The organism is Streptacidiphilus cavernicola (genome assembly GCF_042510955.1).
GTDB lineage: Bacteria > Actinomycetota > Actinomycetes > Streptomycetales > Streptomycetaceae > Streptacidiphilus > Streptacidiphilus cavernicola.
Genome location: NZ_JBHFAB010000010.1, coordinates 99,474 through 126,444 on the forward strand (window position 1 = coordinate 99,474; position 26,971 = coordinate 126,444).

Below are 26,971 nucleotides of genomic sequence, written 5' to 3' on the forward strand. Positions count from 1 at the left end.
ATCCGCTGGTGCTGCGGATCGGACTGGTCGGAACCGGCCGGATGGGTACGCCCATCTGCGCCAACCTCGTGAGCGCCGGCTACCCGGTGACCGCCTGCGACGTGCGACCCGAGCGTGAACGGGCCGCACGTCGCAGCGGCGCGGACTGGCGCTCCTCGGCGGCGGAGACCGCCGGGGCCGCGGACGTGCTGATCACCGTGCTGCCCGGCGCCGCCGAGGTCGCGGAGGTGATGGACGACGCGGTCCTGGACGCGCTGGGCGCGGGCGCGGTCTGGATCGACATGTCCAGCAACGCGCCCGGCGCGGCGGCGCCGATCCGGGAACGGGCGCTGACCCGGGGCGTCGAGGTCCTCGAAGCGCCGATCGGCGGCGGCCCCGACGACGCGGCGGCGGGCACGCTGCGGCTGTTCGTCGGCGGGGACGCCGCACTGCTGGAACGGCTCCGGCCGCTGCTGTCGGCGGTCGCCGACCCGGACCGGATCGCCCACCTCGGCGGCCCCGGCACCGGCTACACCGCCAAGCTGCTGGTCAACCTGCTGTGGTTCGGCCAGGCGGCGGCCACCGCCGAGGCCCTGCTGCTCGGCCAGCGGGCCGGGATCGACCCCGGCGTACTCCGCCGCACCCTCGCCGACAGCGCGGCGAGCAGCGCCTTCATCCACCGCGACCTGCCGTCGCTGTTCGCCGGGGACTACCTGGCCTCGTTCGGCCTCGACCACATCCACGAGCAACTCGCGACCACCACCGCCCTGGCCCGCGACCTCGGCACCCCGCACACCATCACCGAGGCAGTCCGCGCCCTCCACCACGCCGCCCTGACCCGCTACGGCCCAGCAGACGGCGAACTCCTGGCGGTCGCCTTGCTGGAGGAACAGGCAGGGACCCTGCTCCGGGACCGGGACCGCTGACCCGCGAAGCCCCGTGCCCCTGTGGTTGATTCGGAAGCGGTAGCCTTCGGCGGTTGGCGCCGATGGCGAAGACGGACGAGTTCAGGGGGAAGCATGGTCGGGTACAGGAGCGGGCAGGTTGTGTGGGCAACTGCGTTGCTGGGGGCCTGTGTTGCCGTATTGGTCGGTTGTTCGGGCAGCGACGGCGCGGTGCCGAAGCGCTCCTTGAGCGCGAAGGAGTCCTCGTTCGTCACCCAGGTGCGTGCCGCGCTGGCGCCGCTCCCGGGCAAGCACACCTCGCGTTCCGACACCCAGATCGCCGACGACGGGGACGCCGCCTGCGGCACGCTGCGGTCCGGAAAGCCGGACGCCGCCTACTCGGCGCTGAAGTCCGACGGCTACTCGGCCGGGGACGAGGCCGCGGTGGAGCAGATCGCGGTCCAGGTGCTGTGCCCGGACACCCTCGCCGCGTACCGCGCCTGGCTGAGCACCCCGCCGAAGAGCTGAACCGCTCCGGACAGCGCACGCACCGACACCCGTCCGGCGGCACCGGACGAGAGCGGCCCGGCGAATCGGGGTAGGGGCCCCGGGGCAGGTGCGCGAGGTGCGCGGGCCGGTGAGGAGACGGATGCGGGTGTCGTCGTGGTGGGGGCGAGGGTCGAGCCGGGGGTGGGCACGCGGGCTGCGGTGGGGCCGGGTCGGGCTGGTCGGGGTGGTCCTGCTGGCGCTGCTCTGCGCGGTGTCGATCTGGCTCGCGGTGCGGATCACCCCGGTGCAGTCGGTCTCAGCGGCCGGGCAGAGTATCCAGGTCGGCGCGGTGCAGCCGGATCTGAGCCTGTCCGGGCCGGGGGAGTTGGACCTGTTCGGGCAGGCGATGCCGACCAGGCCGCGCTTCGACGGGCCGATCCGGCCGCGGCTGAAACTGGCTCAGATCACCATCGACTCCCAGGTGAACCAGATGGTGGGGGCGGGCGGCCGGGACAGTCTCGAACTGACGGTCAGTCGGCAGCTGGCCTCCGGCTGGATCCGGTACTGCGTCTGGGAGACGGTGATCGCGGCCGGCTGCGCGGCGGTGATCGTGATCGCCGCCGCCGGAGTGCGCCGGGCGCACGGCCGCACCGTGCTGAAGCTGCTCGCGGTGGGGGTGGTCGGCGTCTGCGCGGTCAACGCCGTCGGCGTCTACCTGCTGGCCTCCAGCACGCCGCGGGCGCTGCGGCAGGTCCGGAGCATCGACGACCTGGTCGGACGCACCCTCGCGGAGCCGGTGCCGACCGAGAAGGGACCGGCCCTGTCCGGGGTGAAAGTGGTGGTCCTGGGCGACTCCACGGCGGCGGGCCTCGGCAACCGCCCGGTCGCCCACGCCACCGCGCTGGACAAGGCCTGCGGGCGCAGCGCGGACTCGTACGCCGCCGACCTGGCCGCGGTCAACGGCTGGAACGTGCTGAACCTGGCCTGCCAGGGGGCGACCATCGGCGACGGGATCGTGGGCGTGCAGATCCGGGGGAGCCAGGTGGCCGCGCCGCAGCTCGCGGTGGCCCAGCGGGCGACCGGCGCCGCCGCGTACATCGTGAGCATCGGCGCCAATGACATGAACTGGTCGGTGTTGACCGGCCTGTGCGCCGCGGCCCCGGTCTGCGACGACAAGGCCTCGACCGCCTACTTCCAGGAGCAGCTGGCGACCTTCACCCAGAACTACTACGACCTGCTGCAGCAGCTCGCCACGCTGCCGCGGCACCCGGCGGTGTTGGTGAACGCTTACTACGAGCCGTTCGGGCCGAACACCGACTGCCTGAAGAAGGAGGGGCTGACCACAGCGAAGACAGCGGTGCTGCGCTCGCGCCTGGCCGACGTCAACACCGTGCTCCAGCAGGGCGCGCAGACCTTCCACTTCGCCTCCGCCATGCCGGACTTCACCGGCCACCAGCTGTGCAGCGACCAGCCGTACGTCCAGAACACGGCGGACCAGGCGCCGCTGCACCCCACGGCGGCGGGCGACCTCGCCATCGCCCTGGCGGACCAGCGAGCCCTGGACACCCTGCCCGGCTTCGCGGGCAACCCGGAGCCGACGTCGTCGGCGTCGTCGGCTCCGTCTGCACCGTCAGCTCCGTCGTCCGCCGCGAGCCCGACCGGGACGTCCAGCCCCTGAGCCGGGGCGCCGAGCCGGGCCGGGCCGCTGGGCTGTGGCGTCAGTCGGCGGTCCTTCCGGCGGTGCGGAGGCCGTCCCGTCGGGACAGGGCGTTGGACAGTGCGCCGCGCTGCATCGGGGTGAGGTCGCCGACCCGGGTGCCCTCCGGGACGTCGGCGTAGTGCAGCAGGTCGTACGCGGCGAGCCAGCCGGTGTCCGGCAGAGCGCGCACCAGCTCGCCGATGGTCGTGTCGGCGGCGGCCTGGTCGCCACCGCGGGCGTGCAGCAGGATGCGGGTCAGCTCGGCCATGCCCCCGCTGTGGACCGCGCCGAGGATCAGCGCCCTGGAACTGCTGTTTCGGACGGGTGTGCGCGGCGGGTCGGGCCGCTGCTCGGAAGGTGTCCCGGGGCTCTGCCCGGGGTCGGGGCTGTGGTCGTTCATGGACGCGGTCCCTCCTGTACGGAGGCGGTCACCTGTGGTGCCGTCGTTCTTGGTTCGTCGGTCCGTCGTTCCAGGTTACGTCCGGGCGTGCGTGTCGGAGGCTGGTGAGAGGGAAGGCGAACTATGCGGGCGGTAGTGACCTGAGCAGGAAGGACGGGCGCATGAGCGACACCGGAGCGGAGACGCGGTACGCCATCGGGGCCGAGGTCCGCTGCACGGACGGCCCGTGCGGGCGGATGGACCGGGTGGTGGTCGACCCGGTGGCGGGCCGGCTCACCCACCTGGTGGTCGACCCCGGCCACGGCACGCGCCGACTGGTGCCAGTCGAACTGGTGGACGAAACCGGCGCGGGCCGCGGGGGCGGTGCGGACCGCGCGGGCCACGGCAGCCACTGGGACGGCGCCGGGGAGCTGCGGCTGCGCTGCGACCGGATCGCGTTCGAGGCGCTGGAACCGGCCGAGGAGACCGGCTTCCTGCCCGCCGGTGAGGAGCACCTCGGCTACGGTCCGGAACAGATCATCGTGTGGCCGTACTACGGCCTGGGCCCGGGTGCAGTGACCGGGGCGATCGGGATGGGCGCCCCGGGAGTCGCCGCGGCCCCCGGCGGTCCGCGGGCGACGACGTACGACCGGGTGCCCAGCGGCGAGGTGCAGATCCGCAGGGGCGAGCGGGTCGAGGCCACCGACGGCGAGATCGGCCGGGTCCAGGGTCTGGTGATCGACCCCAGGGACCACGGGGTCACCCACGTTCTCCTGCAGGAGGGGCACCTGTGGGGAAAGAAGACCGTGGCTGTCCCGATCGGTACGGTCAGCTACGTGGGCGGCAGCGTACTGGTCGACCTGTCCAAGGCGGAGCTGGGCGATCTCCCGCCGGTCGACGTCGCCCTGTGACGGGCCTCTGCGCAGTTGCGCGGACGCTCGCACGTGGATCAGCCAGAGGTCCCGGGACGCGCGTGGGGCGGGTAGGTGGAAACCTGGTGGCAGCGGTCGGTGCGGGCCGGGAGCCTGCGGCCGGGAAAGCCTGTGGCCGAAGCCGAAGCCGAAGCGAGAGGAGGGCGCAGTGATGGATGTCGAGCTGCTGCCCGCTTCCGCGCTCGGTGAGGCCGAGGCCGCGCGTTGGCGCCGCGCGCTGGCCGAGGGCGGCCGTCCGGTCCACCCGGTGCTGTCGCCCGACTTCGCCACGGCGGTCGGTCGGGTCAGGCCCGAGGCCAGGATCGCCGTGCTGAGGGATGGTGACCTGCACGGATGGCTGGCGTTCGAGCCGCGCGGACGCCGCGGCGTCGTCGGCGAGGTCATCGGCAAGGGCTTCACGGACGTGGGCGGGCTGCCCATCGAACCGGGCTTGCCCGTGCCGGACTGCCACCAGCTGCTCAGGGCCTGTGGTCTCGCGGTGTGGCGGCTGGTCCAGGCCGACCCCGGAGCCGGACCGCTGACCGGGCCGCCGCCGCCCGGAACCCGGCTGCTCGGCCACGCGCCCAACCCCGTGATCGACCTCAGTGCCGGTTACCAGGCCCATCTGGCCCACCTGCGCCGACACGCCCCCGCCTCGCTGCGCACCGTGCGCAAGCACGAGCGCCGCCTCGCCCGGGACGACGACGCCCCGGTGCGCTACGTCTTCGAGGAGCGGGACCCACGGCTCCTGGAGGTCATGCTGCACTGGAAGAACGCCCAGTACCGGGCCAGCGGCTGGACCGACCCGCTGGCCGCCGCGCGCGGCGCCGACCTCGCCCGGTCGCTGGCCGAACTGCGGTCGCCGGGCTGCACCGGTGCGGTCTCGGTCCTCTACCTGGGCGACGAACCGGCCGCCGTCGCGCTCACCCTGCGCTCGCAGAACACGATGGCCTGCTGCGTCACCGGCTACAACCAGCGGCACGCGGCCCACTCGCCGGGCACCGTCCTGCTCGGTCGGATCATCGAGTCAGCAGCGGATCTGGGCATCGCCACCGTCGATCTGGGCGAGGGCGACCAGGAGTACAAGCAGGCCCTGATGACCAGTCAACTCGCGCTCCCACACGGGCTGTTGTGGCGTCCCGGGATCACCGCGATGGCCTGCCTGGCGCGCGATAGCGCTGGGTCGGCGGCCCGGGACTTCATCACCTCCCGCCCCCGGCTGCGCAGCGGAACCCGCGCCACCCTCCGCCGCTACGGCGCGCTGCGCGGCTGCTGCTGACCCGCCGCGGCGGGACAACAGCTCCTGTGTCAGTGGATTGACGGCATGTCAGTCCAGGGCGAGTGGTGAACTGTCGGAGACCAGGGCGATGTCGGCGGTGATCGCCGCCGCGGCCTCGCGCAGGGCGGGGAGGATCGTCTCCCTGGCCTCCTGGAGCGAGGTCCGCCCCGCGTGCAGCGAGACGTTCGCCGCGGCGAGCACCCGTCCGTCCCGTCCGTGGAGTGGGACCGCGATTGAGCGCAGGCCCTCCTCCAACTCCTGGTCGACCAGGGCGAACCCGTCCCGGGCGGTCCGGTCGAGTTCGGCCGCGAGCTGGGCCCGGTCGGTGACAGTGGCGTCGGTCAGCTGCTTCAACTCGGCCCGTTCCAGCCAGGCCTGGCGTTCGGAGGCAGACAGGCCGGCCAGCAGCACCCGGCCCATCGCGGTGGCGTGCGCGGGGAAGCGGGTGCCCACGGCGATGCTGACGCTCATGATCCGCCCGGCCGCGACCCGCCCGACGTAGCGGATGTCGTCCCGGTCCAGGACGGCGACCGAGGCGGAGTCGTGCACCCGGCGGACCAGCGCGGCGAGATGCGGCTGCGCCAGTTCGCCGAGCGGGAGCGCGGAGAGCAGCGGGTAACCGAGGTCGAGCACCTGCGGCAGCGGGCTGAACAGCCGCTCGTCGGCGGTGACGTAGCCGAGTTGTTGCAGCGTCAGCAGCGAGCGCCGGGCGGTGGCCCGGGGCAGCGCGGTGGCCTGGGCCACGGCGGACAGGGTCATCCCGCCGGGCAGGTCGCCGAGCGCGGCGAGCACGGCCAGGCCACGGGCCAGCGACTGCAGGTACTCGGGGCCGAGCTCGCGCTTGGGGTCCAGCGAGGTGTCCCGCGAGGGGTCCTGCGACAGGGTCGGCGCGGCCGTCGTCCCGTCCCGCTCCGACGGCGGCGCAGCCGTCTCCTCGGCCAGGGCCTCCGTCATCCGCTCCGCAGTCCGCAGCAGTGCGGGCAGGGCGTAGTCGCGTAGCGAGTCGGCCGAATGGCGGCTGGTGTGGCTGACCGCGCTGAGCGCGGCGAGCAGCCGCCCGGCCCGGTCGCGAACCGGGACCGCGACGGCGACCAGGCCCGGTTCGATCAGCTGGTCGTCCACAGCCCAGCCCCGCTCGGCGGCCTCGGCGGCACGGCGCGGGAACTCCCCCCCGATACGGTCCCCGCCGTCCGCGCTCTCCTGGCCGGACCCGTCTGACCCGCCCGCCCCGCCGGGTCGCCGTCCCGGTACGGCCGGGAACCCGGCGTCCTCGGGGTCGGCCCGGTGCCGGGCCGACCAGGCGGCCCACTGCTCGCCGTCCCAGCCGGAGGCGAAGATCGCACCGGGTGCGCAGCGTTCGGCCGGCAGCGCGTCGCCGATCCGGAAGGACACGGACAGGGCGCGGCGGCGGGTGGCCTGGGTGACGAAGCGGACCGCGTCCCGGTCGGGGACGGCGAGCGACACCGACTCGTCCAGCTCGTCGGCCAGTAGGACGGTATGCCCGGCCAGCGCGCCGGGGAGGCCGCTGCTGCGCAGGTAGGCGCTGCCCAGCCGGATCAGCCGGGGCGCGAGCACCAGCTCGCGGTCCTCCTCGCGCAGGTAGCCGAGGCGGACCAGGGTGGTGGCGATCCGGTCTACCGGGGAGCGGGCCAGGCCGGTGGCGCGAGCCAGGTCACTGGCCCGCATCCGTCCGCCGGGGGCGTGGGCGAGTGCGCGCAGCACTGCCAGCCCGCGGTCCAGCGGGCCGACCGACGCGTCGGCGGAGGTGGGCGGCATCTGGGGCATCGCTCTCTGTCTGTGTGCTGGGAGGAACCGTACCGGGCTGTCGCCGGGTCGCCGGGCGTTGACAAGCGGAGATCCGGGACGGAGACTCTGCCGACATTCATTGTGAACATTAGTTCACCAGGCGAACCGATGGGACGACAACCCATGGACAAGGTGGTCAGCTCGGCCGACGAGGCCGTCGCCGACATCGGCGACGGATCGTCGCTGGCGGTCGGCGGCTTCGGCCTCAGCGGCGTGCCCGAGGTGCTGATCGAGGCCCTGTTCCGGCAGGGCGCGAGCCGGCTCGGCGTGGTCTCCAACAACTGCGGCGTGGACGGCGGCGGCCTCGGCATCCTGCTCGCGGCCGGACGCATCGCCCGGGTCACCGGCTCGTACGTCGGTGAAAACCGCGAGTTCGCCCGCCAGTACCTGTCCGGGGAGCTGGAGTTGGAGCTGACCCCGCAGGGCACGCTGGCCGAGCGACTGCGTGCCGGAGGCGCCGGAATCCCCGCGTTCTTCACCCCGGCCGGGGTCGGCACGCTGGTCGCCGAGGGCGGGCTGCCCTGGCGCTACCACCCGGACGGCACGGTCGCGGTGGCGTCCCCGGCCAAGGAGGTGCGCCGCTACGACGGGCGTGACCACGTCCTGGAGCGCGGCATCACCACCGACTACGCCCTGATCCGTGCGGCCCGCGGCGACCGGCACGGGAACCTGGTGCTGCACCGGGCCGCCCGCAACTTCAACCCGCTCGCCGCGGCGGCCGGGCGGATCACCGTCGCCGAGGTCGAGCAGTTGGTCGAGCCCGGCGAGATCGACCCCGACCAGGTGCACATCCCCGGCGTCTTCGTGCAGCGCGTGGTCGAACTGACCCCAAGTCAGGCCGTGGACAAGGGCGTGGAGAAGCGGACGGTGACCGGCTGATGCCCTGGACCCGCAACCAGATGGCCGCGCGTGCGGCCCGCGAGCTGACCGACGGCTCGTATGTCAACCTCGGCATAGGACTGCCGACGCTGATCCCCAACTTCCTTCCCCCGGGCGTTGATGTGGTACTTCACTCGGAGAACGGCATCCTCGGCGTCGGCCCCTACCCGACCGAGGCCGAGCTTGACCCGGATCTGATCAACGCCGGGAAGGAGACGGTCACGGTCAACCCCGGCGCATCCTTCTTCGACTCGGCCGCCTCGTTCGGGATGATCCGCGGCGGCCACATCGACGCCGCCGTGCTCGGTGCGATGCAGGTCTCCGCACGCGGCGACCTGGCCAACTGGATGGTCCCCGGCCGGACGGTCAAGGGCATGGGCGGTGCGATGGACCTGGTGCACGGCGCCCGCCGGGTGATCGTGCTGATGGAGCACACCGCGCGGGACGGCAGCCCGAAGATCCTGGAGGAGTGCTCGCTGCCGCTCACCGGGCGGGCCTGCGTCCACCGGATCATCACCGACCTGGGCGTGCTCGACGTCATGGGGGAGGGCGACGCCACCGATGGGGACGGCGGCGAGGGCGGGTTGCGGTTGGTCGAACTCGCCCCCGGCGTCAGCGCGGAGGAGCTGCGGGCCCGTACTGCGGCCAGAGTCCTGGAGGCGCGATGAGTGCGACGGACGCGGTTCCGGACCAGGGCGCCATCGACGCGGAGATCGCGGCGGCGGCTGCGGCAGCAGCAGTGGCGGCGGAGGCGGAGACCACAGCCGCAGGCGTGCCCGGCGGCGGTCGGGTGCACCCCTCGCGCTCCTACACCCCCTACCGGAGCAGCGCGTTGAGGCATCCGCGGCAGCCGCTGGTGGCGCTGCGGGACCCCGAGGCGGTCGAGCTGACCGGCCCGGTCTTCGGCCGCACCGACGTCACCGACCTGGACAGCGACCTCACCCGGCAGCACCAGGGCGAGCCGCAGGGCGAGCGGATCACCGTCACCGGGCGGGTGCTGGACCGGCACGGCCGTCCGGTGCGGGGCCAGCTCGTGGAGATCTGGCAGGCCAACGCCTCCGGCCGGTACGCGCACCAGCGGGACCAGCACCCGGCCCCGCTTGACCCCCATTTCACCGGCGTGGGACGCACCCTGACGGATAATCAGGGCGGCTACCGGTTCACCACGATCAAGCCGGGCGCGTACCCGTGGCGGAACCACCGCAACGCCTGGCGGCCCGCGCACATCCACTTCTCGCTGTTCGGAACCGCCTTCACCCAGCGGCTGATCACCCAGATGTACTTCCCGGGCGACCCGCTGTTCCGCTACGACCCGATCCTGCAGTCGGTCACCGACCCGGCGGCGAGGGAACGGCTGGTCGCCGCGTACGTCCACGACCTCTCCCAGCCGGAGTGGTCCCTCGGCTACAGCTTCGACATCGTCCTCGACGGCCCGTCGGCCACCTGGACCGAGCCGGACAGTGCAGCAGAGGAGGAGCAGGCCTCGTGACCGTTACCCCTATGACCACCTCCCCCGGGCCGGTCCGGCTCGACGCCACACCGGCGCAGACCATCGGCCCCTTCTACGGCTACGCCCTCCCGTTCGCGGGCGGCGGCGAGGTCGCGCCGACCGGGGACCCCCGGACCGTCACCGTGCACGGACGGGTGCTGGACGGTGCGGGGGAGCCGATCCCGGACGCGCTGCTGGAGTTCTGGCAGGCCGGTCCGGACGGTTCACGGGCCGGAGCGCCCGGATCGCTCCGCCGCGACCCGGTGACCGGCGCGGTGCTCGGTCGTGACGGGGTGGACTTCACCGGCTTCGGCCGGGTCCCCACCGACGCCGACGGGCGCTATGTGCTGCGCACCCTGCCCCCGGCCGACGATGCCCCGTACCTGGCGGTGGTGCTGTTCGCACGCGGTCTGCTGCACCAGTTGCAGACCCGGGTGTACCTGCCGGGAACGGCCTCCGGCGTGGTCGCCGACGATGCCCTGCTCAGCTCGCTCCCGGCGGAGCGGCGCGCCACGCTGCTCGCGGTGGAGGAACGCGCGGGCCGCTATCGCTTCGATCTCAGGCTCCAGGGCGGAGCCGATGAGGAGACGGTCTTCCTTGAGTTCCGATGAGAATCCGCCTGAGTCGCTCTCCGAACTGCCGTCCGAGGATCTCGGGCTGCTCACGCCCGGTTGGGCCGGTTCGGCCGTCGAGGCGGCCACCGGCGACCGTGCACTGCTCCAGGTGCTGCTGGACGCCGAGGCCGCGTTGACCCGCGCTCAGGCCGGGCTGGGCCTGGTCCCGGCCGAGGCCGCCGTCGCGGTCACCGCGGCGGCGCGGGCCGAGCGCTACGACGTCCGCTCGCTGGCGCTGCGCGCCTGGGAGGGCGGCAACCCGGTGATCCCGCTGGTCGCCGACCTCACCGCGCAGGTACGGCGCGGCAGCGGCGGTGACGCTGCGGCCGACCAGGTGCACCGGGGCGCGACCAGCCAGGACATCCTGGACACCGCGCTGATGCTGCTGGCCGGACGCGCCCGGGTGCTGATCCTCGCCGACCTCGACCGGACGGCGGCGGCGCTGGCCCGGCTCGCCGCCGAACACCGGGACACCCCGATGCCGGGGCGCACCCTCACCCAGCACGCGGTCCCCACCACCTTCGGGCTCAAGGCGGCCGGCTGGCGCCAACTGGTCCTGGACGCCCGGGACCGGCTCGCCAGGGTCGTTCTGCCCGCTCAACTCGGAGGTGCGGCAGGAACATTGGCTGCGTTCGGGGAGGAGGCGCTGCCGCTGTCCGCACGGTTCGCCGCCGAGGTAGGGCTGTCCGAAGCGCTGCTGCCGTGGCATGTGCTGCGCACCCCGGTCGCCGACCTGGGCGCTGCGCTGGCCCTGGCTGGGGGTGCGCTGGGGAAGATCGCCGCAGATGTGCTGCTGCTCGCCCGCACTGAGATTGCGGAGTTGGCGGAGGGCGGGGGTGGTGGGGTTGGGGGGAGCGGTGGCGGCGGTGGTTCGTCGGCGATGCCGCACAAGGCCAACCCGGTCCTGGCCACCCTGATCGCCGCGGCAGCGAGGCAGTTGCCGCAGCTCGCAGCGGTCCTGCTGGCCTCGATGGTGGCCGAGGACGAGCGTCCGGCCGGAGCCTGGCACGCCGAGTGGCAGCCACTGCGGCAGGCACTGCGCCTGACCGGCGGGGCCGCACGGGACGCGGCGGAACTCGTCGCGGGTCTGCGGGTGCGGGACCGCCGGATGCGGGCGAACCTCGATCTCACCGAGGGTTTGGTCGTCTCCGAGCGTTTGGTCACGGCGTTGGAGCCGCTGCTGGGGCGTCAGGAGGCGCGGCGGGTACTGACCCGAGCCGCGGGGGCCGCGGCGGCGGCCAGTGTCCCGCTGGAACAGGCCCTCACTGCCGAGCCCGCGTTGGCCGACTTGCTCGGAGGTGGGGCCGGGGCCGGAGCCGAGGCCGGAGCTGGAGCCGGAGCCGGGGCCGGGGCCGGGGCCGGAGGCCGTGGCTTCCGGCCGTGCGCTGGGGGACTCGCCGTCGGCGAGTTGCGCGAGTTGCTCGACCCCGGGCGCTATCTCGGGGCGGCTGCCGCCCTTACCGATCGGGCGCTCACCCGCCGTGCCAAGGAGTGGACATGACGTTGCATCACCGCATTGACGGCCCGCTTGACGCGGCCCCGCTGCTGCTCGGGCCCTCCCTGGGGACCAGCCTGCGGGTCTGGGACGGGCTGGTTCCGGCCCTGGCCCGGAGCAGGAGGGTGATCCGCTGGGACCTGCCCGGTCACGGCGGCACACCCGCATCCGTCCTCCCGGACCCCGCTCCGGGCCGCACCACGGTCGCGGACCTCGGCGGACTCGTGCTGGCGCTCGCCGACCAACTCGGCGTCGAGCGCTTCGACTACGCCGGAATCTCGCTCGGCGGCGCCGTCGGCACCTGGCTGGCGCTGCACCACCCGGACCGGGTCTGCTCGCTGGCCGTTGTCTGCTCCTCCGCCCGCTTCGGCGACCCGGCAGCCTGGCGCGACCGCGCCACCGCAGTCCGCGCCGACGGCCTCGACGCCCTGGCGGACACCGCCCCGACCCGCTGGTTCACCGTGGGGGCGGCTCCCGGTTCCGGCGGCGGCTTCGCCGGGACGCCCCTCGGAGCTGCGCTGGTTCAGGATCACCGCACCGCCGACCCCGTCGGCTACGCCGCCTGCTGTGACGCTCTGGCCGGGTTCGACCTGCGGGACGAGCTGTCGAAGATCCAAACGAACTCCCTCGTCGTGGCCGGACGCCAGGACCTGGCGACTCCGCCCGCGCACGCCCGGGAGCTCGCCGACGGCATCCCCGGCGCCGCCCTGGTCGAGATCCCGACCGCAGCCCACCTCGCCCCGGCCGAGAAACCGGAGCAGGTCCTCGCCGCCCTGCTCACCCACCTGGACGGGCCCGGTGGCAGCAGCCGCACGACCGCCGCCGCTACCACGGGCACCGGCACCGGCACCACCGCCGCCGATGGCCACGCCGCGGGCACCGCCGTCCGCCGCGCCGTCCTCGGCGACGCGCATGTGGATCGCGCGGTCGCGAGCGCCTCCGGATTCACCGCGCCGTTCCAGGATCTGATCACCCGTTACGCCTGGGGAGAGATCTGGACCCGTCCCGGCCTGGACCGCCGCACCCGGAGCTGCATCACGCTGACCGCGCTGGTCGCCCGGGGCCACCTCGACGAACTGGCCCTGCACGTCCGCGCCGCGCGCCGCAACGGACTCTCCCCCGAGGAGATCGGCGAAGTGCTGCTGCAGTCCGCGATCTACTGCGGCGTCCCGGCCGCGAACAGTGCCTTCGCCGTCGCCGACCGCGTCCTCGCCGAGGAGGGGACCAACCGATGACCCGTGCCGCAGAGCCCGCAGACCCCGCCGACCACGCCGCCCAGGCCGTCCCCGCCCGCAGCACCGTCGGCATCGTCGGCGGCGGCCCCGCCGGTCTGCTGCTGGCCCGGCTGCTGCACCGGGCCGGTGTCGACTGCGTGGTGCTGGAGAGCCGGGACCGGGCCTATGTCGAGCAGCGCCAGCGGGCCGGGATCCTGGAGCAGGGCACCGTCGACGCACTGCGCGGCTGTGGAGCGGCCACGCGGCTGGAGCGCGAGGGCCTGGTGCACGACGGGGTCGAACTCCGCTGGGACGGCCGCCGCCACCGGATCGACTTCCCCTCCCTGACCGGTGGCCGCCGGGTCTGGGTCTACGCCCAGACCGAAGTGGTCAAGGACCTGATCGCGCTTCAGCTCCACGACGGTCCGCCGCTGCTGTTTGACGCCGAGGTGCGGCAGGTCACCGGCGCGCACCAGGAGCGGCCGGTGATCCACTACACCCACGGCGGCCGGGACCGCACCCTGGTCTGCGACTGGGTGGTCGGCTGCGACGGCTTTTACGGGGTCACCCGCCGTGCGGTGCCGGACGGAGTGCTGCGCACCCTTGAGAAGGTCTACCCCTACTCCTGGCTGGGCATGCTGGCCGACGTCCCGCCGTCCAGCGACGAGCTGATCTACGCCCACTCGCCGCGCGGCTTCGCCCTTCACAGCATGCGCTCGCCCACGGTCAGTCGGCTCTACCTGCAGGTGCCCAACGGCACCGACCCGGCGGACTGGCCCGACCAGCGGATCTGGGACGAACTGGACGCCCGCTTCGCGTTGGACGCCCGCTTCGCGCGGGACGGCGGCTGGACGCTGAACCGCGGACCGGTGACCCAGAAGGCCGTGCTGCCGATGCGCAGCCTCGTCACCGAGCCGATGCGCTGGGGCCGGGTGCTGCTGGCCGGCGACGCGGCGCACATCGTCCCGCCGACCGGTGCGAAGGGGCTGAACCTGGCCGCCTCCGACGTGGTCGTACTGGCCCGTGCGTTCGCGGCGCAGGCCGCCGACGGCTCGACGGCGCTGCTGGACGCCTACTCGGACACCTGCCTGCGCCGGGTGTGGCGGGCCGAGCACTTCTCCTGGTCGATGACCACCATGCTGCACACCGACCCGGACCAGAGCGAGTTCGAAACCCGCCTGCAGCTCTCGCAGTTGGACCGGATCGCAGCCTCACCGCAGGCGTCGGCGGAACTCGCGGAGAACTACGCCGGACTCCCGATCGGCTGAAAGAGCACAGGGACCTGCTCAGAGATCGACGCTGCTGCCCAACCCCCGCTCGCGCGCGGTGGCGTGGACCACCGCGGCGGCTGCGACGTCGAGCGCGGCATGGCCGGTGGACTTGAACACGGTCAGCTCGGACGTGTCGCGGCGGCCCGGGTGTCGGCCGTCGAGCACCGCCCCGAGCAGGGTGGCCCGCTCGGGCGACAGGCCCTGCAACTCGTGTGCTCCGGCAGGCGGAGCGCACGACACCGCGCCCTCCCACTCGACGAACAGCGTGCCGTCCCGGACCACGTCCGGGCCCAGCTCGGGCCCGGACGAGCCGCCGACCGAGCTGATGTGCGCGCCCTCGGCGAGCCAGCCCGCCTCGACCACCGGCGTGCGGGCGCCGGTGCAGCAGAGGACGACCTCGGAGCCGCGTACTGCCGCCTCGATGGTGTCCGCGGTGGCGTGCGGGTGCCGAGCGGCTGTCTCCTCGGCCCGGCGGAGATCCCGGGCGCCGACGACCACCGGGAGGTCGGGCCGCACCGCGGCCAGCAGCGCGACCTGGGCCGCGGCCTGGGCCCCGGCGCCGACCACGGCGATCCGGGAGGGCCGTGGACGGGCCAGCGCCAGCATGCCGCGGGTGGCGACCGCGGCGGTGCGGACGGCGGTGACCGCCTCGGCGTCCATCAGCGCGAGCAGCCGTCCGTCCTGCTCGTCGAACAGCGCCACCACGCCGCGGTGCGAACTTCGGCCGGGGCGGGCCGGATCGGCGAACACCGATACCAGCTTGGCGGCGAGGCCGAGCCCGGGGACGTGTGCGGGCATGGCGCCGAGCAGCCCGGCCGGGGCCACTGCCGCGATCCGCGGCGGGGCCGATACCTGGCCGCGGGAGACCGCCACCAGCGCGTCGCCGACGGTGGCCAGCACTCGGCCCGGGTCGAGCGCGGCCCGGGTCTGCGCGCCGTCGAGGACCAGCACGCCGCCGCTCATCCGCCACCGCCGAGCGCGTCCTGCAACTCCGCTGTCGCGTCCTGGAGTTGCTGTTTCAGTTGGTGCAGCCGGGGTTCGGCGAACTCGGCGTCGAGCCCGACCACGGTGAGCGCGCAGATGGGGACGCCGTCCGCGGAGGCGACCGCCCGGCTCACCGAGGCCACCGGCTTCTCGTTGCGGCCGTGCTCCAGGGCGAAGCCGGTCCGCTCGACCTGGAGCAGGTCGGCGAGCAGGCCCTCGATCCCGGACAGCGGATGGCCGGCCTCCTCGGCCAGCCGCAGATAGGGGTCGCGCTCGTGCGGGGGCAGGAGCGCGACCAGGGCGAGCGGCCCGGCGAAGCGGTGCACCGGGAGGCCCTCGCCGAGCAGGTCGGTGATCATCTCCAGCCGCTGCGGACGGACCACGTCGATCACCCGGGACCGGTCGGCCTCCAGCACCTGAAGGTTGACCATCATCCCGGTCCGCTCGCAGAGCGCCTCCAGCACCGGACGGCACAGCGCGACCAGGGAGTTGGCCGCGGCCCTGCGGGACAGCTGCAGCACTGCGGCGCCCGGGAGATAGCGGTCCCCGGTCCGCAGCACCCAGCCGCGGCGGAGCAGGTCCAGCAGCACCCGGTAGGCGGTGGCGCGGTGCAGCCCGGTCGCGTCGGCCAGCTCGGTCAGCCGCAGCGGGCGGTCGGCCCTGGCCACCGCCTCGATCAGATCCAGCGCCTTGTCGACTGCGGAACTCGGCGGCCTCGACATCCCTGGAATCCCTCCTCGCAGTCCGTCGGATGATGTACGGTAGCATCGTTGCTTCCAGTACAACAGATGTTACGCCTACTGTAACAGAGGGGTGGAATCGATGGGCCACGACGACACCGGAGCTCCGACTCCCTTTTCCGCCCCCGCGGCCGGCGCGCTCGCGGTCTACCGCGGCGCGACCCTGCTCGACGGCACCGGCGGCCCCGCGCGCCCGGCGACCACGATCGTGGTCGCCGGGCAGACCATCCGGACGGTGGGGCCGGACGCGGAGGTGCCCGACGTCCCCGGCGCCGAGGTCTTCGAGCTGGGCGGACGGTTCGTCGTCCCCGGCCTGATCGACTCGCACCAGCACCTGGCCACGCCCCCGAACCGGGCCCTGGCCGAGTCCGTGCTGCGCCGCCACGTCTACAGCGGCGTCACCGCGATCCGGGACATGGCCGACGACCTGCGTCAGGTGGGCGACCTCGCCCGCGCAACCAGGGTCGGCGAGATCCCCGGGCCCGACATCCACTACGCGGCGCTGATGGCGGGCCCCGACTTCTTCGACGACCCGCGCACCTGGCAGGTGTCGCAGGGCGAGATCCCCGGCACGGTGCCCTGGATGCAGGCGGTGACCGAGCAGACCGACCTGTCGCTCGCGGTCGCCCTGGCCCGGGGGACGCACGCCACCGCGATCAAGGTCTACGCGGACCTGCCCGGCAGCCTGGTCGCCGCGATCGCCGCCGAGGCGCGGCGGCAGGGCATCCAGGTGTGGGCGCACGGCGCGGTCTTCCCGGCCGGCCCCGGTGAGGTCGTCGCGGCCGGAGTCGACGCGGTGTCCCATGTCACCCTGCTGGTCCACGAGGCCGCGGAGCAGCCGCTGACCAGCTACAAGGACAAACCGCCGATCGACTACGCCCGGTTCGCCGAGGGCGGCGACGACGCCCGACTCGGAGCCCTGTTCCAGTCGATGCTGGAGCACGGCACCGTCCTGGATGCCACCGCCTGCATGTGGGTCTGGATGGAGGAGCAGGCCGAGGACGACGCGGGCCGGGCCAGGGCCAGGCTCCAGGACGGCCTCTCCGCCCGGCTCACCGCCCAGGCGTACCGGGCGGGTGTGCCGATCTCGACCGGCACCGACTACGAGACCGAGCCCGAGCACCCCTATCCGGCACTCTTCGACGAGCTGACCTATCTGGTCCGCCGCTGCGGCATCCCCGCCGAGCAGGTGATCCGCAGCGCGACCCTGGTCGGCGCGATGAGCATGGGCGCGGAGGCGGCGATGGGCACGGTCGAGAGCGGCAAGCTCGCCAACTTCGCCGTGCTGGCCCGGGATCCGCTGGCCGACATCGACAACCTGCGCAGTATCGAATGCACCGTCAAGCGCGGCCGGCGCTTCGAGCGGGCCGACTACCAGGCCGAGCACGACGCGAAGGGGCGGTCCGAGGGATGAGCGGCGCGACCGACATGATGATCATCAACGCGCTGGGGACGCTGGACAACCCCAACGCGGAGCTGTCCTCGGCCTCGGCCGGGAAGCTGGTCCAGGACAGCGACGAACTGACCGTCGACGCCCGTACCCTGGCCGACGCGCGGGCCTCCGGGCTGACCGCGGTGAACATCACCCTCGGCTACACCATGGGCGACATGGAGCCGTTCCAGCACACCCTGCACGAGATCGAGGTCTGGGACGGGATCATCCGCGACCACGGCGCGGAGCTGCTCAAGGTGCGCACCGCGGCGGATCTGCGGCTGGCCCGGGAGCAGGGCCGGATCGGCGTCGTCTACGGCTTCCAGAACGCGGTGGCGATCGGCGACGACCTGAGCCGGATCGCGACCTTCGACCGGCTCGGCGTGCGCGTGGTCCAGCTCACCTACAACCAGGCCAACCACATCGGCGACGGCTCGATGGCGCCGGAGAACCGGGGTCTGACCGCCTTCGGCCGGGAGGTCGTGGCGGGCCTGAACGACAGCCGGCTGATGGTCGACCTCTCCCACAGCGGGGAGGACACCTGCCTGGAGGCCGCCCGGATCTCCGAGCAGCCGGTCTCGATCAACCACACCGGCTGCCGGGCGCTGGCCGACCTGCCGCGCAACAAGACCGACGAGGAACTGCGCCTGGTCGCCTCGCGCGGCGGCTTCGTCGGGATCTACTTCATGCCCTTCCTCAACATCAGCGGCCATGCCAGCGCCGCCGACGTGGTGGAGCACATCGTGCACGCGGTGAACGTCTGCGGCGAGGACCAGGTCGGGATCGGGACGGACGGCCCGGTCACCGCGATCGACGACCTGGACGCCTACCGGGCCACCCTGGCCGAGCATGTGGCACTGCGCCAGCAGGCCGGCGTCAGCGCGGCGGGGGAGCGCAGCGACACCTTCCCGTTCGTGGTGGACCTGCGCGGGGTGGACCAGTTCCGCGAGCTGATCCGGCTGCTCGAACAGCGCGGGTACGGTTCGGAGCGGATCGAGAAGATCATGGGCCGGAACTTCCTGTCCTACGCCGAGCGGATCTGGCGGCCCTGACCATCTGGCGGCTCTGACCTCTGGCGACCCTGACCGTGGTCGGACCCTGCGGTGATGCTCTGCCATGATTCAGTGCATGGTCGAACGAGTCATCGCAGCATGTGACGGCGCCGCCAAGGGCAACCCTGGTCCGGCGGCATGGGCTTTCGTGGTCGCGGACAGCACCGGGGCGCCCCAGTTCTGGCGGGCGGGGCCGCTCGGGCACAGCACCAACAACATCGGTGAGCTGACCGCCCTTGAGCAGCTGCTGACCGTGACGGACCCGGCCGTTCCGCTGGAGGTGCGCCTCGACAGCACCTACACCCGCGACGCCGCGACCAAGTGGCTGCACGCCTGGAAGCGCAACGGCTGGAAGACCGCGGCCGGAAAGCCGGTGGCCAACCGCGAGCTGATCCAGCGGATCGACGAGCTACTGGCGGACCGGGACGTGACCTTTGTGTACGTGCCCGCGCACCAGGTGGACGGCGACCCCCTCAACGCCATCGCCGACAAGGCCGCCAGCGACGCGGCCCGCACCCAGCAGGCCGCCTCCGGCACCGGCGCGGACCTGCCCGCGCCCGACCCGACCCGCACCGCCCCCGCCCGCGCGCGCAAGGCCTCCGGCACGGGCACGTCAGCGGCGTCCCCGGGCGCGGCGTCCGACTCCGGCACGGCGGCGAAGGAGTCGGGGGCGGCGAGGAAGCCAGCCGGGTCCGGGGGCCCGCGGACCATCTCCGCCCGCTACCCGGGGACCTGCCCGGGGTGCGGTCGTGGCTACGGCAAGGGCGACCAGATCACCAAGGTCGGCGCGGGCTGGGGCCACCCGCACTGCGCGCCCACCGGCACCGGCGGCTGACGGCGCTTCGGCGACAAGGACGGCCTGTCTTCCTCAAGAGATCCCTAGCGGCACCTCAACCCGTGGTCTAGACCCTTGACGGGCCGACAGGTCTGCGTCATCGTTCGAAACGCCCGCTTTGTCAGGTACATAGCTGACGCTGTCGTGCGCGCCGATCGTCGAGACGCCCCGCCAGGAGGTCCCACCGTGCACAGACGCAAGAGGAACCGAGCGGTCGCCGCTCTCGTCGCCGTCGCCCTCGTCCCGCTCGGATTCACCGCTCTGGGGCGCACCGCCAGTGCCGCCACCACCAATCTGATCACCAATCCGGGCTTCGAGACCGGCACCCTGTCCGGCTGGACCTGCGACCCCGGCACGGCCTCCGTGGTCGGCTCCCCGGTGCACGCCGGCGCACACGCGCTCTCCGCGCTGCCGACCGCCTCGCTCGACGCCCAGTGCACGCAGACCGTCGCGGTGCAGCCCAATGCGAGCTACACCCTGTCGGCGTACGTCGAGGGCCCCTACGTCTACCTCGGGGCCACCGGCGGCACCTCCACCTGGACGCCTTCGGCCACGAGTTGGCAGCAGTTGTCCACGACGTTCACGACCGGGGCGACGACCACGTCGATCACCGTCTACCTGCACGGCTGGTACGGGCAGGGCAGCTACACCGCCGACGACGTGGTACTCACCGGACCGGGCGGAGGCTCGACCCCGCCGCCCACCCAGACCCCCACGCCGACGCCCACACCGACCCCGACTCCGACGCCGACCCCCACGCCCACCCCGACCAGCACCGGCGGGACCGCCCCCTGGCACCCCGGCTACCTGTCGATCGGCACCGTCTACACCCCCGGCAGCACCGTCGACTCCTTCTTCACCACGCTCAAGTCGCACGGCAAGCTGCCGGACTACGGCTACGAGTACCTGATCGGCGGCGACTTCGGGAACTGGGCCGCGACTACGACCACCATGGTCACCCACTCCGAGCAGTTCGGGATGACGCCGGTCCTGGTCGACTACGGCATGAACGGCAACATCGACGGCACCAGCGTCGACTACACCAACATGCAGAGCGCCAGCTGGCTGACCACCTACTTCCAGGCGCTCAAGTCGGCTGCCCAGGCCGCGCAGGCCGCCGCGCCGGGCAAGCCGGTCGGCTGGGTGATCGAGCCGGACATGCTCGGCTACCTGCAGCAGAACTACGCCGCCGCGCACAACAACGACGCCAACCAGTTCCCGGCCGCCACCAGCGCCGCGTACTCCTCCGGGGTGCTGGCCGGCGGCAGCGACCCGGCCTTCGGCAACACCCTCACCGGCCTGGTGCAGGCGATCGACTACGCGATCAAGAAGTACGATCCCACCGCCTTCGTCGGCTGGCAGATCAACACCTGGGGGGTCCGTGACGCCCTCAAGGACACCGACACCATGGGCTGGACCGCCGGACAGCAGTCGGTCGCCAACGTCGCGACCCAGGTGGCGAACTTCATCAAGACCGCGGGCATCGGCTACGACGCCGACTTCGTCGCCTTCGACCAGTGGGGGCAGGACTTCGGCGTCCTGAACGACCCCAATCCGGCCGGTGACATCCGCTACCTGAACGACGCCCACTGGAGCAACTACCTGCTCTATGTGAAGACCATCCGCCAGTCGCTCGGCCTGCCGGCCGTCCTCTGGCAGCTGCCGGCCGGCCACCTCAACACCACCCGTACGCCCAGCCCGACCTACTGGAACGCCAGCGGCACGTTCCCGGCCCTGAACGACGTCTCGGCCAACCAGGACGAGGACTCGGCGGCCACCTTCTTCTACGGCGACTCGTTCACCAGCAGCGGCAACAACCTCGCCTTCTACAGCAGCAACCCGGGCGCGGACCCCAAGGTGACCGTCAGCGGAAGCACCGTCAACTGGGGCTCGCACCTGCCCGAGGCGGCGGCGGACGGGATCGTGGCGATCCTGTTCGGCGCGGGCACCGGCTCCGGGACCTACGGGGTGCCGGAGATGGTGGGCAGCTACCAGAGCACGCCCAGCGACTACGACTACTGGGTCACCCGCACCCAGTCCTACCTGGCCGCGCCGACGCCGCTGCCCTGACCCCGCCGCTGCCCTGACCCCGAGTCAGCGACGGTCGGCCCCCGTGCTCCCCGCCCCTTCCCCCGGCGGGGAGCACGGACGGGAGCACGGCCGGTCACAGCCACTTGTTGCGGCGCAGCGCCCGGTAGATCACCGCGACCAGCACCAGCATCACCAGCAGGCAGGCCGGATAGCCGTAGCGCCAGTGCAGTTCGGGCATGTGGTCGAAGTTCATGCCGTAGATCCCGACCACCATGGTCGGCACCGCGATCAGGGCCGCCCCGGCGCTGATCTTCCGCATGTCGGAGTTCTGCTGCATGGATATCTTGGCCATGCTGGCGTCCAGGATGCCGGTGACCAGTTCGTCGAAGGCGGCGATCCGCTCCTTGGCCTGGAGGTGGTGGTCGGCGACGTCCCGCAGGTAGGCGCGCACCTCGTCGCCGACCTCGGGCAGCGAGCCGTCGCACAGCCGCTGGAGCGGGGTGCTCAGCGGCTGGACCGCGCGCTTGAACTCCAGCAGCTCGCGCTTGAGCTGGTAGATCCGCTCGGCGTCGTCGGTGCGGCGGCGTGAGAAGACCTCGGTCTCCAGCTTCTCGATGTCCAGCTCGAAGGAGTCCGCCGCCTCCAGGTAGCGGTCCACGACCAGGTCGGCGATGGCGTGCAGGACGGCCAGCGGACCGTGCGCGAGGTGGTCCGGCTCGGCTTCGAGACGGGCCCGCATCGCGCCCAGCGCCGGGGCGCTGCCGTGGCGGACCACGATCGCGAAGCCCGGCCCGGCGAAGACCATGATCTCACCGGTGTCGACGATCTCGCTGCTCGCGGTCAGGTCGTCGTGGTCGAGGTAGGTGATGCTCTTGAGCACCAGGAACAGGGTGTCGCCGTAACGCTCCAGCTTGGGCCGCTGGTGCGCGTGGACGGCGTCCTCGACCGCGAGCGGGTGCAGCCGGAACGCGGCCGCGATCCGGGCGAACTGCTCGGCGCTCGGCTCGTACAGGCCGATCCAGGCGAAGCGCTGCTTGCGGGAGCCGACCTGGTCCAGCACCCGGTTCAGGTTCACCTGGCCGGGCAGCCGCCTGCCGCGGTCGTACACCGCGCAGTCCACCACTGCGGACCGCCCCGACTCCGGTGGCAGCGGCGCCACGGAGCGGAGCTTGTGCCGAAGGCTGCGCCGCATGACCATTCTCACCCTGTCGCTCCCCTCACTCGGTGCCCGGCCGGACCATGGGCACCTTTCCCGCGCCCGCAAGGTTAACCGCGAGGCCGGACCCCCGGCCGGGGCGGGTTGTCCGGGTGGTACGCGCCCCCGGTTTTCTGTGATCCGGCCTCCGGGGGGCCGTCCCCTGTACGGAGCAGCCGGAGAGAGTGCGCGCGTATGCGGTCGGGAGACATGGGATGGGGACTCGGAAGCTGGGGCGGGCCCGTGGGCGCGGGCGGATCGTCCTGGTCGTGCTGGTCGCCTGCCTCGCGGTGGTGGCCGGGGTGCTGCTGGTGCAGGCACGGCAGTACGGCGCGGCTGACGGACCGTTGACGGCCGGGGCCGCGGCCGGCACGGGAGCCACCGGAGCCGCAGCCACCAGTGCCAGCACCGGCTCCAGCACCGCCCGCCCCGACCCCGGCCCGAGCACCCGCTCCGCGAAGCCCCGCAGTTCGGCGACGGAGAGCGTCCGCCCGTCCGGCACCGCCGCCCGGAGCACCGCCGCGGCGCAGGCCGTCCCCGCGTCGGGCAAGCGGACGCTGACGCTGGTCAACCGGCTGAGCCAGACCATCTGGCCCGCCATCGCCGCCGACCCGACCCACCCGGTTGCTGCCACCGGCTGGGTGCTCGCGCCCGGTGCCAGCCTGAGCTTTCCGATCCCGGACCACTGGGACGTCCGGGTCTGGGCCCGCACCGGCTGCTCCTTCGACGCGGCGGGCAACGGCCACTGCGTGACCGGCGACTGCGCCGGGCACTTCCAGTGCGGCCGGACCTGGGGTCAGTTCCCCTCCACCCTGGCCGAGTTCAACCTCAACGCCTGGAACGGCATGGACTTCTACGACGTCAGCCTGGTCGAGGGAAACAACCTGCCGATGTGGATCAACAACTCCGGCGGCCGGGGCGCCGACCCGATCGACGCCCGAGGCTGCGCCGCGTCCGGCTGCACCCGGGACGCCAACGCGCTCTGCCCCAAGGCGATGCAGCGGACCCACGACGGCGCGGTGGTGGCCTGCCTGAGCGCCTGCCTGGTCCTCGGCACCGACCAGGCCTGCTGCACCGGCGCCTACGCCGCCCGCTCCGCCTGCGTCCCCTCGACCTGGCCGATCGACTCCGCCGCCGTCTTCAAGAAGGCCGAGCCGTTCGCCTACTCCTATGTCGACGACGACGCGACCAGTGTGCTGACCTGCTCGGGGGAGTGCGACTACCGGATCACCTGGGGCGTCAGCCCCCCTGGCTGACCAGCAGCTCCGCCGAGACCAGCAGGTCGGTGCCGGTCGCGGCCCGGACCTGGGCCAGGGTGGTTCCCGGGGCCAGCTCCACCAGCAGCGGCCCCTCAGCGGTGATGTCGATGACGGCGAGGTCGGTGACGATCCGGTCGACCACGCCCCGGCCGGTCAGCGGCAGGGTGCAGCGGGGCAGGATCTTGGGGCTGCCGTCCCTGGCGGTGTGCTCCATCACCACGACCACCCGCCGGGCGCCGTGGACCATGTCCATCGCCCCGCCCATGCCCTTGACCATCTTGCCGGGGATCATCCAGTTGGCCAGGTCCCCGGTCGCCGAGACCTGCATCGCGCCCAGGACGGTGACGTCCACCCGGCCGGCCCGGATCATGCCGAAGGAGGCCGCGGAGTCGAAGAACGCCGCCCCCTGACGCAGCGTCACCGTCTCCTTCCCCGCGTTGATCAGATCCGGGTCCTCCTCGCCCGGGAACGGGTAGGGGCCGACGCCCAGGATTCCGTTCTCCGAGTGCAGCACCACCTCCACCCCGGGCGGCAGGTGGTTGGGGACCAGGGTGGGCAGCCCGATCCCGAGGTTGACGTACTGTCCGTCGCGCAGTTCGGCGGCGGCGCGGGCGGCGAGCTGGTCGCGGGTCAGTGGGGGCATGGGGGCTCAGTTCTCCTCGGATCGGGCGGTGCGCGGCGCAGCGGACAGCTCGCCTGTCGGCGCAGCGGGCAGCACGCCCGTCAGTACGGTGCGGCGTTCGATCCGCCGGTCGGCCGGGTCGGCGGCGACCACGCGGTCGACGTAGACGCCGGGCAGGTGGACCGCGTCCGGCGGCAGCTCCCCGGCCTCCACGACGCGTTCGGCCTCGACCACGGTGGTCCGGCCCGCCATCGCGGCCAGCGGGTTGAAGTTGCGGGCCGCGGCGTGGAAGACGCAGTTGCCGTGACGGTCCGCCACCGCTGCCCTGACCAGGGCGAAGTCGGTGCTGATCGCCTCCTCCAGCAGATACCGGCGGCCGTTGAAGTCCCTGGTCTGCTTGGGCGGTGAGGCCACCGCGACACCGCCGTCCGCGGTGTGCCGCCAGGGCAGGCCGCCCTCCTCGATCTGGGTGCCGACGCCCGCCGGGGTGTAGAAGGCGGGGATGCCGCAGCCGCCCGCGCGCAGCCGTTCGGCCAGGGTGCCCTGCGGGGTCAGCTCGACCTCCAGCTCGCCGGACAGGTACTGCCGTGCGAACTCCTTGTTCTCGCCCACGTAGGACGAGGTCATCCGGGCGATCTGCCCGGCCCGGAGCAGCAGCCCCAGGCCCCAGTCGTCCACCCCGCAGTTGTTGGACACCACCCGCAGCCCGGACACACCGGCCCCGACCAGGGCGGCGATCAGGGTCGACGGGATGCCGCACAGTCCGAAGCCGCCCACGGCCAGGCTCGCCCCCTCGGGAACGTCCGCGACCGCGGCCCGCGCCGAGTCCACCAGCTTGTCCATCGTGCTGTGCCTCCCATGGGATCAGGTTCGCCCGGGGCCGCGGCCCCGAGTCGGTTCTCACCCTCGCGAGCCGGTCCCGGCCTGTCCATGTGTGTTCCACCCACGCGTTGCCCCCAAGAAACGGAATCCGCCCACATATCCGCTCGCCGGGGCTGCTTCTACGGTTTAGCCACCCACCCCGCCACCCTGAGTGACAGACCACACGGAGCCGGCCATGACACGTCCCACGACTCGTCCCAGCGGAACAGCCATCAGATCCAGATCCCTGCTCGCCGTCTGTGTGCTCGGTGCGGGCGCCCTGCTGGCGGGCTGCGCCACCGCGGGCACCGCGGGCACGGCCAGCGGCAGCGGCGGCGGCTCGGCGAGCGCGCCGGTCAAGGTGGGCCTGCTCTACTCCAGGACCGGCCCGCTGGCCGACTACGGCAAGCAGTACGAGCAGGGCTTCAAGGCCGGGCTCGCCTACGCGACCGGCGGCACCGGCAAGGTGAACGGGCACCCGGTCCAGGTCACCGAGCAGGACGACACCGGCGACCCGGCGACCGCGGTGGCCGACGCCAAGGGCCTGATCGGCAAGGGCTACAGCATCCTGGCCGGCACCGTGGACTCCGGCGTGGCGCTGCAACTGGCCCCGCTCGCGGCGCAGAACAAGGTCCTCTACATCTCCGGCCCCGCCGCCACCGACGCCGTCACCGGCATCAACAAGTACACCTTCCGCTCGGGCCGGGAGAGCTACCAGGACATCGCCGCGGCCGGGTCCTTCGTCGGCAGCCCGGCCGGGAAGAAGATCCTGGTGCTCAGTCAGGACTCGGCGTTCGGCCAGGCCAATGTGGCCGCGGTGAAGGCGGTCCTGGGCCAGGCGCCGTCCGGCGCGACCGTCAGCTCGGTGCTGGCCCCGCCGAGCGCCACCGATCTGACCCCGTTCGCGCAGCAGGTCAAGGCCGCCAAGCCGGACCTGGTCTACGTGGCCTGGGCCGGCTCGACCGCGCCCGCGCTGTGGACCGCGCTGAACCAGCAGGGCGTGCTCGGCTCCACCAAGGTGGTCACCGGTCTGGCCGGGACCGCCTCCTACCCGATCTTCGGCGCGGCGGCCGGCAAGGTCTCCTTCCTGGCGCACTACTTCCCGGGCGCGGGCGGCGGCAACCCGGTGGAGACCGCGATGATCGACGGCATCACCAAGGCCGGCGGCACACCCGACCTGTTCTCCCCGGACGGCTTCACCGCCGCGCAGATGATCGTCCACGCGATCCAGGCCAGCCCGACCGACACCGCCGCGATGGTCTCGGCGCTGGAGGGGTGGACCTTCGACGGCCCCAAGGGCTCCGAGCAGGTGCGGGCCGCGGACCATGCGCTGCTCCAGCCGATGTTCCAGGCGACCCTCACCGGCAGTGGCGCCGCTGCCCGGCCGAAGCTGTCGGCGGCCCTGCCGAGCGCGCTGACCGCGCCGCCGGTGAAGACGATGGCGGGCTGACCTGTGGCATCCCCGAGCGCGCCGCCGCCGGTCCTCAGGCTGAGCGGCCTGGGCTGAACGACGGCGCGACGGCCTCGCTGCTCGCCGCCGAGGACGTGGCCCGCGAGCTGGGCCTGCCGGTC

25 protein-coding genes are annotated in these 26,971 nt (G+C 73.0%); 18 read left to right on the forward strand and 7 right to left on the reverse strand.

Annotation, left to right across the window (positions count from 1 at the left end; genetic code table 11):
• Nucleotides 1-8: 8 nt before the first annotated feature.
• The 3 genes from ACEZDE_RS15590 to ACEZDE_RS15600 all read left to right on the forward strand — a co-directional run bounded on the left by ACEZDE_RS15590 (nt 9) and on the right by ACEZDE_RS15600 (nt 3,030).
• Nucleotides 9-905 (forward strand): NAD(P)-dependent oxidoreductase, encoded by an 897-nt coding sequence (locus ACEZDE_RS15590; RefSeq protein ID WP_380536774.1) that lies wholly within the window; start codon nt 9-11, stop codon nt 903-905.
• 204 nt (nt 906-1,109) lie between these two features.
• Nucleotides 1,110-1,391: a DUF732 domain-containing protein gene (locus tag ACEZDE_RS15595; protein ID WP_380536775.1), complete on the forward strand. Its 282-nt coding sequence runs from the start codon at nt 1,110-1,112 to the stop codon at nt 1,389-1,391.
• 121 nt (nt 1,392-1,512) lie between these two features.
• Complete coding sequence (locus tag ACEZDE_RS15600) at nt 1,513-3,030, forward strand: GDSL-type esterase/lipase family protein (RefSeq protein WP_380536776.1); 1,518 nt, start codon at nt 1,513-1,515, stop codon at nt 3,028-3,030.
• Between the two features lie 40 nt (nt 3,031-3,070).
• Here the strand turns inward: ACEZDE_RS15600 and ACEZDE_RS15605 are convergent, their stop codons facing one another.
• Nucleotides 3,071-3,451 carry a hypothetical protein gene (locus ACEZDE_RS15605; RefSeq protein ID WP_380536777.1) on the reverse strand — a complete coding sequence of 127 codons (381 nt, stop codon included), beginning with the start codon at nt 3,449-3,451 and terminating at the stop codon, nt 3,071-3,073.
• A gap of 161 nt (nt 3,452-3,612) precedes the next feature.
• Here ACEZDE_RS15605 and ACEZDE_RS15610 point away from each other — a divergent pair, with 161 nt between their 5' ends.
• Both ACEZDE_RS15610 and ACEZDE_RS15615 read left to right on the forward strand, forming a co-directional pair.
• Nucleotides 3,613-4,341 carry a PRC-barrel domain-containing protein gene (locus tag ACEZDE_RS15610; protein ID WP_380536778.1) on the forward strand — a complete coding sequence of 243 codons (729 nt, stop codon included), beginning with the start codon at nt 3,613-3,615 and terminating at the stop codon, nt 4,339-4,341.
• A 172-nt stretch (nt 4,342-4,513) separates the two neighbouring features.
• A complete protein-coding gene (locus ACEZDE_RS15615; RefSeq protein WP_380536932.1) occupies nt 4,514-5,620 on the forward strand; it encodes a GNAT family N-acetyltransferase in 1,107 nt (368 codons plus the stop codon).
• Nucleotides 5,621-5,668: 48 nt separating this feature from the next.
• On the opposite strand, the gene ACEZDE_RS15620 is transcribed toward ACEZDE_RS15615, so the two are convergent.
• Complete coding sequence (locus ACEZDE_RS15620; RefSeq protein WP_380536780.1) at nt 5,669-7,405, reverse strand: IclR family transcriptional regulator domain-containing protein; 1,737 nt, start codon at nt 7,403-7,405, stop codon at nt 5,669-5,671.
• Between the two features lie 144 nt (nt 7,406-7,549).
• On the opposite strand from ACEZDE_RS15620, the gene ACEZDE_RS15625 reads away from it, so the two are divergent.
• The 7 genes from ACEZDE_RS15625 to ACEZDE_RS15655 are packed head-to-tail and all read left to right on the forward strand — an operon-like array spanning nt 7,550 to nt 14,385.
• Nucleotides 7,550-8,305, forward strand: a complete 756-nt coding sequence (locus ACEZDE_RS15625; protein ID WP_380536933.1) for a CoA transferase subunit A — start codon at nt 7,550-7,552, stop codon at nt 8,303-8,305.
• Nucleotides 8,305-8,973: a CoA transferase subunit B gene (locus tag ACEZDE_RS15630; protein ID WP_380536782.1), complete on the forward strand. Its 669-nt coding sequence runs from the start codon at nt 8,305-8,307 to the stop codon at nt 8,971-8,973. Before ACEZDE_RS15625 ends, ACEZDE_RS15630 begins: the two co-directional genes overlap by 1 nt.
• Nucleotides 8,970-9,794, forward strand: coding sequence for a protocatechuate 3,4-dioxygenase subunit beta (gene pcaH, locus ACEZDE_RS15635; protein ID WP_380536783.1), 825 nt, complete (start codon nt 8,970-8,972; stop codon nt 9,792-9,794). The genes ACEZDE_RS15630 and pcaH overlap by 4 nt, the downstream gene beginning before the upstream one ends.
• Nucleotides 9,795-9,805: 11 nt before the next feature.
• Complete coding sequence (pcaG, locus tag ACEZDE_RS15640; RefSeq protein WP_380536785.1) at nt 9,806-10,405, forward strand: protocatechuate 3,4-dioxygenase subunit alpha; 600 nt, start codon at nt 9,806-9,808, stop codon at nt 10,403-10,405.
• Entirely contained in the window at nt 10,392-11,909 is a 1,518-nt protein-coding gene (gene pcaB / locus ACEZDE_RS15645; protein WP_380536786.1) for a 3-carboxy-cis,cis-muconate cycloisomerase, read from the forward strand. Before pcaG ends, pcaB begins: the two co-directional genes overlap by 14 nt.
• A complete protein-coding gene (gene pcaDC / locus ACEZDE_RS15650; protein WP_380536787.1) occupies nt 11,906-13,138 on the forward strand; it encodes a bifunctional 3-oxoadipate enol-lactonase/4-carboxymuconolactone decarboxylase PcaDC in 1,233 nt (410 codons plus the stop codon). The genes pcaB and pcaDC overlap by 4 nt, the downstream gene beginning before the upstream one ends.
• Complete coding sequence (locus ACEZDE_RS15655) at nt 13,135-14,385, forward strand: 4-hydroxybenzoate 3-monooxygenase (protein ID WP_380536788.1); 1,251 nt, start codon at nt 13,135-13,137, stop codon at nt 14,383-14,385. Before pcaDC ends, ACEZDE_RS15655 begins: the two co-directional genes overlap by 4 nt.
• A gap of 18 nt (nt 14,386-14,403) precedes the next feature.
• Here ACEZDE_RS15655 and ACEZDE_RS15660 read toward each other — a convergent pair whose 3' ends face one another.
• A complete protein-coding gene (locus ACEZDE_RS15660; RefSeq protein ID WP_380536789.1) occupies nt 14,404-15,351 on the reverse strand; it encodes an ornithine cyclodeaminase family protein in 948 nt (315 codons plus the stop codon).
• Nucleotides 15,348-16,094 carry an IclR family transcriptional regulator gene (locus tag ACEZDE_RS15665; RefSeq protein ID WP_380536792.1) on the reverse strand — a complete coding sequence of 249 codons (747 nt, stop codon included), beginning with the start codon at nt 16,092-16,094 and terminating at the stop codon, nt 15,348-15,350. The genes ACEZDE_RS15660 and ACEZDE_RS15665 overlap by 4 nt, the downstream gene beginning before the upstream one ends.
• Nucleotides 16,095-16,194: 100 nt before the next feature.
• Between ACEZDE_RS15665 and ACEZDE_RS15670 the strand changes: the two genes are divergently transcribed.
• The 4 genes from ACEZDE_RS15670 (at nt 16,195) to ACEZDE_RS15685 (ending at nt 21,501) form a co-directional block, all read left to right on the forward strand.
• Complete coding sequence (locus tag ACEZDE_RS15670; protein WP_380536794.1) at nt 16,195-17,526, forward strand: amidohydrolase family protein; 1,332 nt, start codon at nt 16,195-16,197, stop codon at nt 17,524-17,526.
• Nucleotides 17,523-18,596, forward strand: coding sequence for a dipeptidase (locus tag ACEZDE_RS15675; protein WP_380536796.1), 1,074 nt, complete (start codon nt 17,523-17,525; stop codon nt 18,594-18,596). Before ACEZDE_RS15670 ends, ACEZDE_RS15675 begins: the two co-directional genes overlap by 4 nt.
• Nucleotides 18,597-18,672: 76 nt before the next feature.
• Complete coding sequence (locus tag ACEZDE_RS15680; protein WP_380536799.1) at nt 18,673-19,431, forward strand: RNase H family protein; 759 nt, start codon at nt 18,673-18,675, stop codon at nt 19,429-19,431.
• A gap of 186 nt (nt 19,432-19,617) precedes the next feature.
• Nucleotides 19,618-21,501, forward strand: a complete 1,884-nt coding sequence (locus ACEZDE_RS15685) for a carbohydrate binding domain-containing protein (protein WP_380536800.1) — start codon at nt 19,618-19,620, stop codon at nt 21,499-21,501.
• Nucleotides 21,502-21,595: 94 nt separating this feature from the next.
• Here ACEZDE_RS15685 and ACEZDE_RS15690 read toward each other — a convergent pair whose 3' ends face one another.
• Nucleotides 21,596-22,654, reverse strand: coding sequence for a magnesium and cobalt transport protein CorA (locus tag ACEZDE_RS15690; protein ID WP_380536802.1), 1,059 nt, complete (start codon nt 22,652-22,654; stop codon nt 21,596-21,598).
• 218 nt (nt 22,655-22,872) lie between these two features.
• Between ACEZDE_RS15690 and ACEZDE_RS15695 the strand changes: the two genes are divergently transcribed.
• Nucleotides 22,873-23,913 carry a thaumatin family protein gene (locus tag ACEZDE_RS15695; protein WP_380536804.1) on the forward strand — a complete coding sequence of 347 codons (1,041 nt, stop codon included), beginning with the start codon at nt 22,873-22,875 and terminating at the stop codon, nt 23,911-23,913.
• On the opposite strand, the gene ACEZDE_RS15700 is transcribed toward ACEZDE_RS15695, so the two are convergent.
• A complete protein-coding gene (locus ACEZDE_RS15700; RefSeq protein ID WP_380536806.1) occupies nt 23,897-24,559 on the reverse strand; it encodes a 3-oxoacid CoA-transferase subunit B in 663 nt (220 codons plus the stop codon). The two genes, ACEZDE_RS15695 and ACEZDE_RS15700, sit on opposite strands and share 17 nt — an antisense overlap.
• A 6-nt stretch (nt 24,560-24,565) precedes the next feature.
• Nucleotides 24,566-25,381 carry a CoA transferase subunit A gene (locus tag ACEZDE_RS15705; protein WP_380536808.1) on the reverse strand — a complete coding sequence of 272 codons (816 nt, stop codon included), beginning with the start codon at nt 25,379-25,381 and terminating at the stop codon, nt 24,566-24,568.
• A gap of 214 nt (nt 25,382-25,595) precedes the next feature.
• Between ACEZDE_RS15705 and ACEZDE_RS15710 the strand changes: the two genes are divergently transcribed.
• Nucleotides 25,596-26,849, forward strand: coding sequence for a substrate-binding domain-containing protein (locus ACEZDE_RS15710; protein ID WP_380536809.1), 1,254 nt, complete (start codon nt 25,596-25,598; stop codon nt 26,847-26,849).
• Nucleotides 26,850-26,971: the final 122 nt, after the last annotated feature.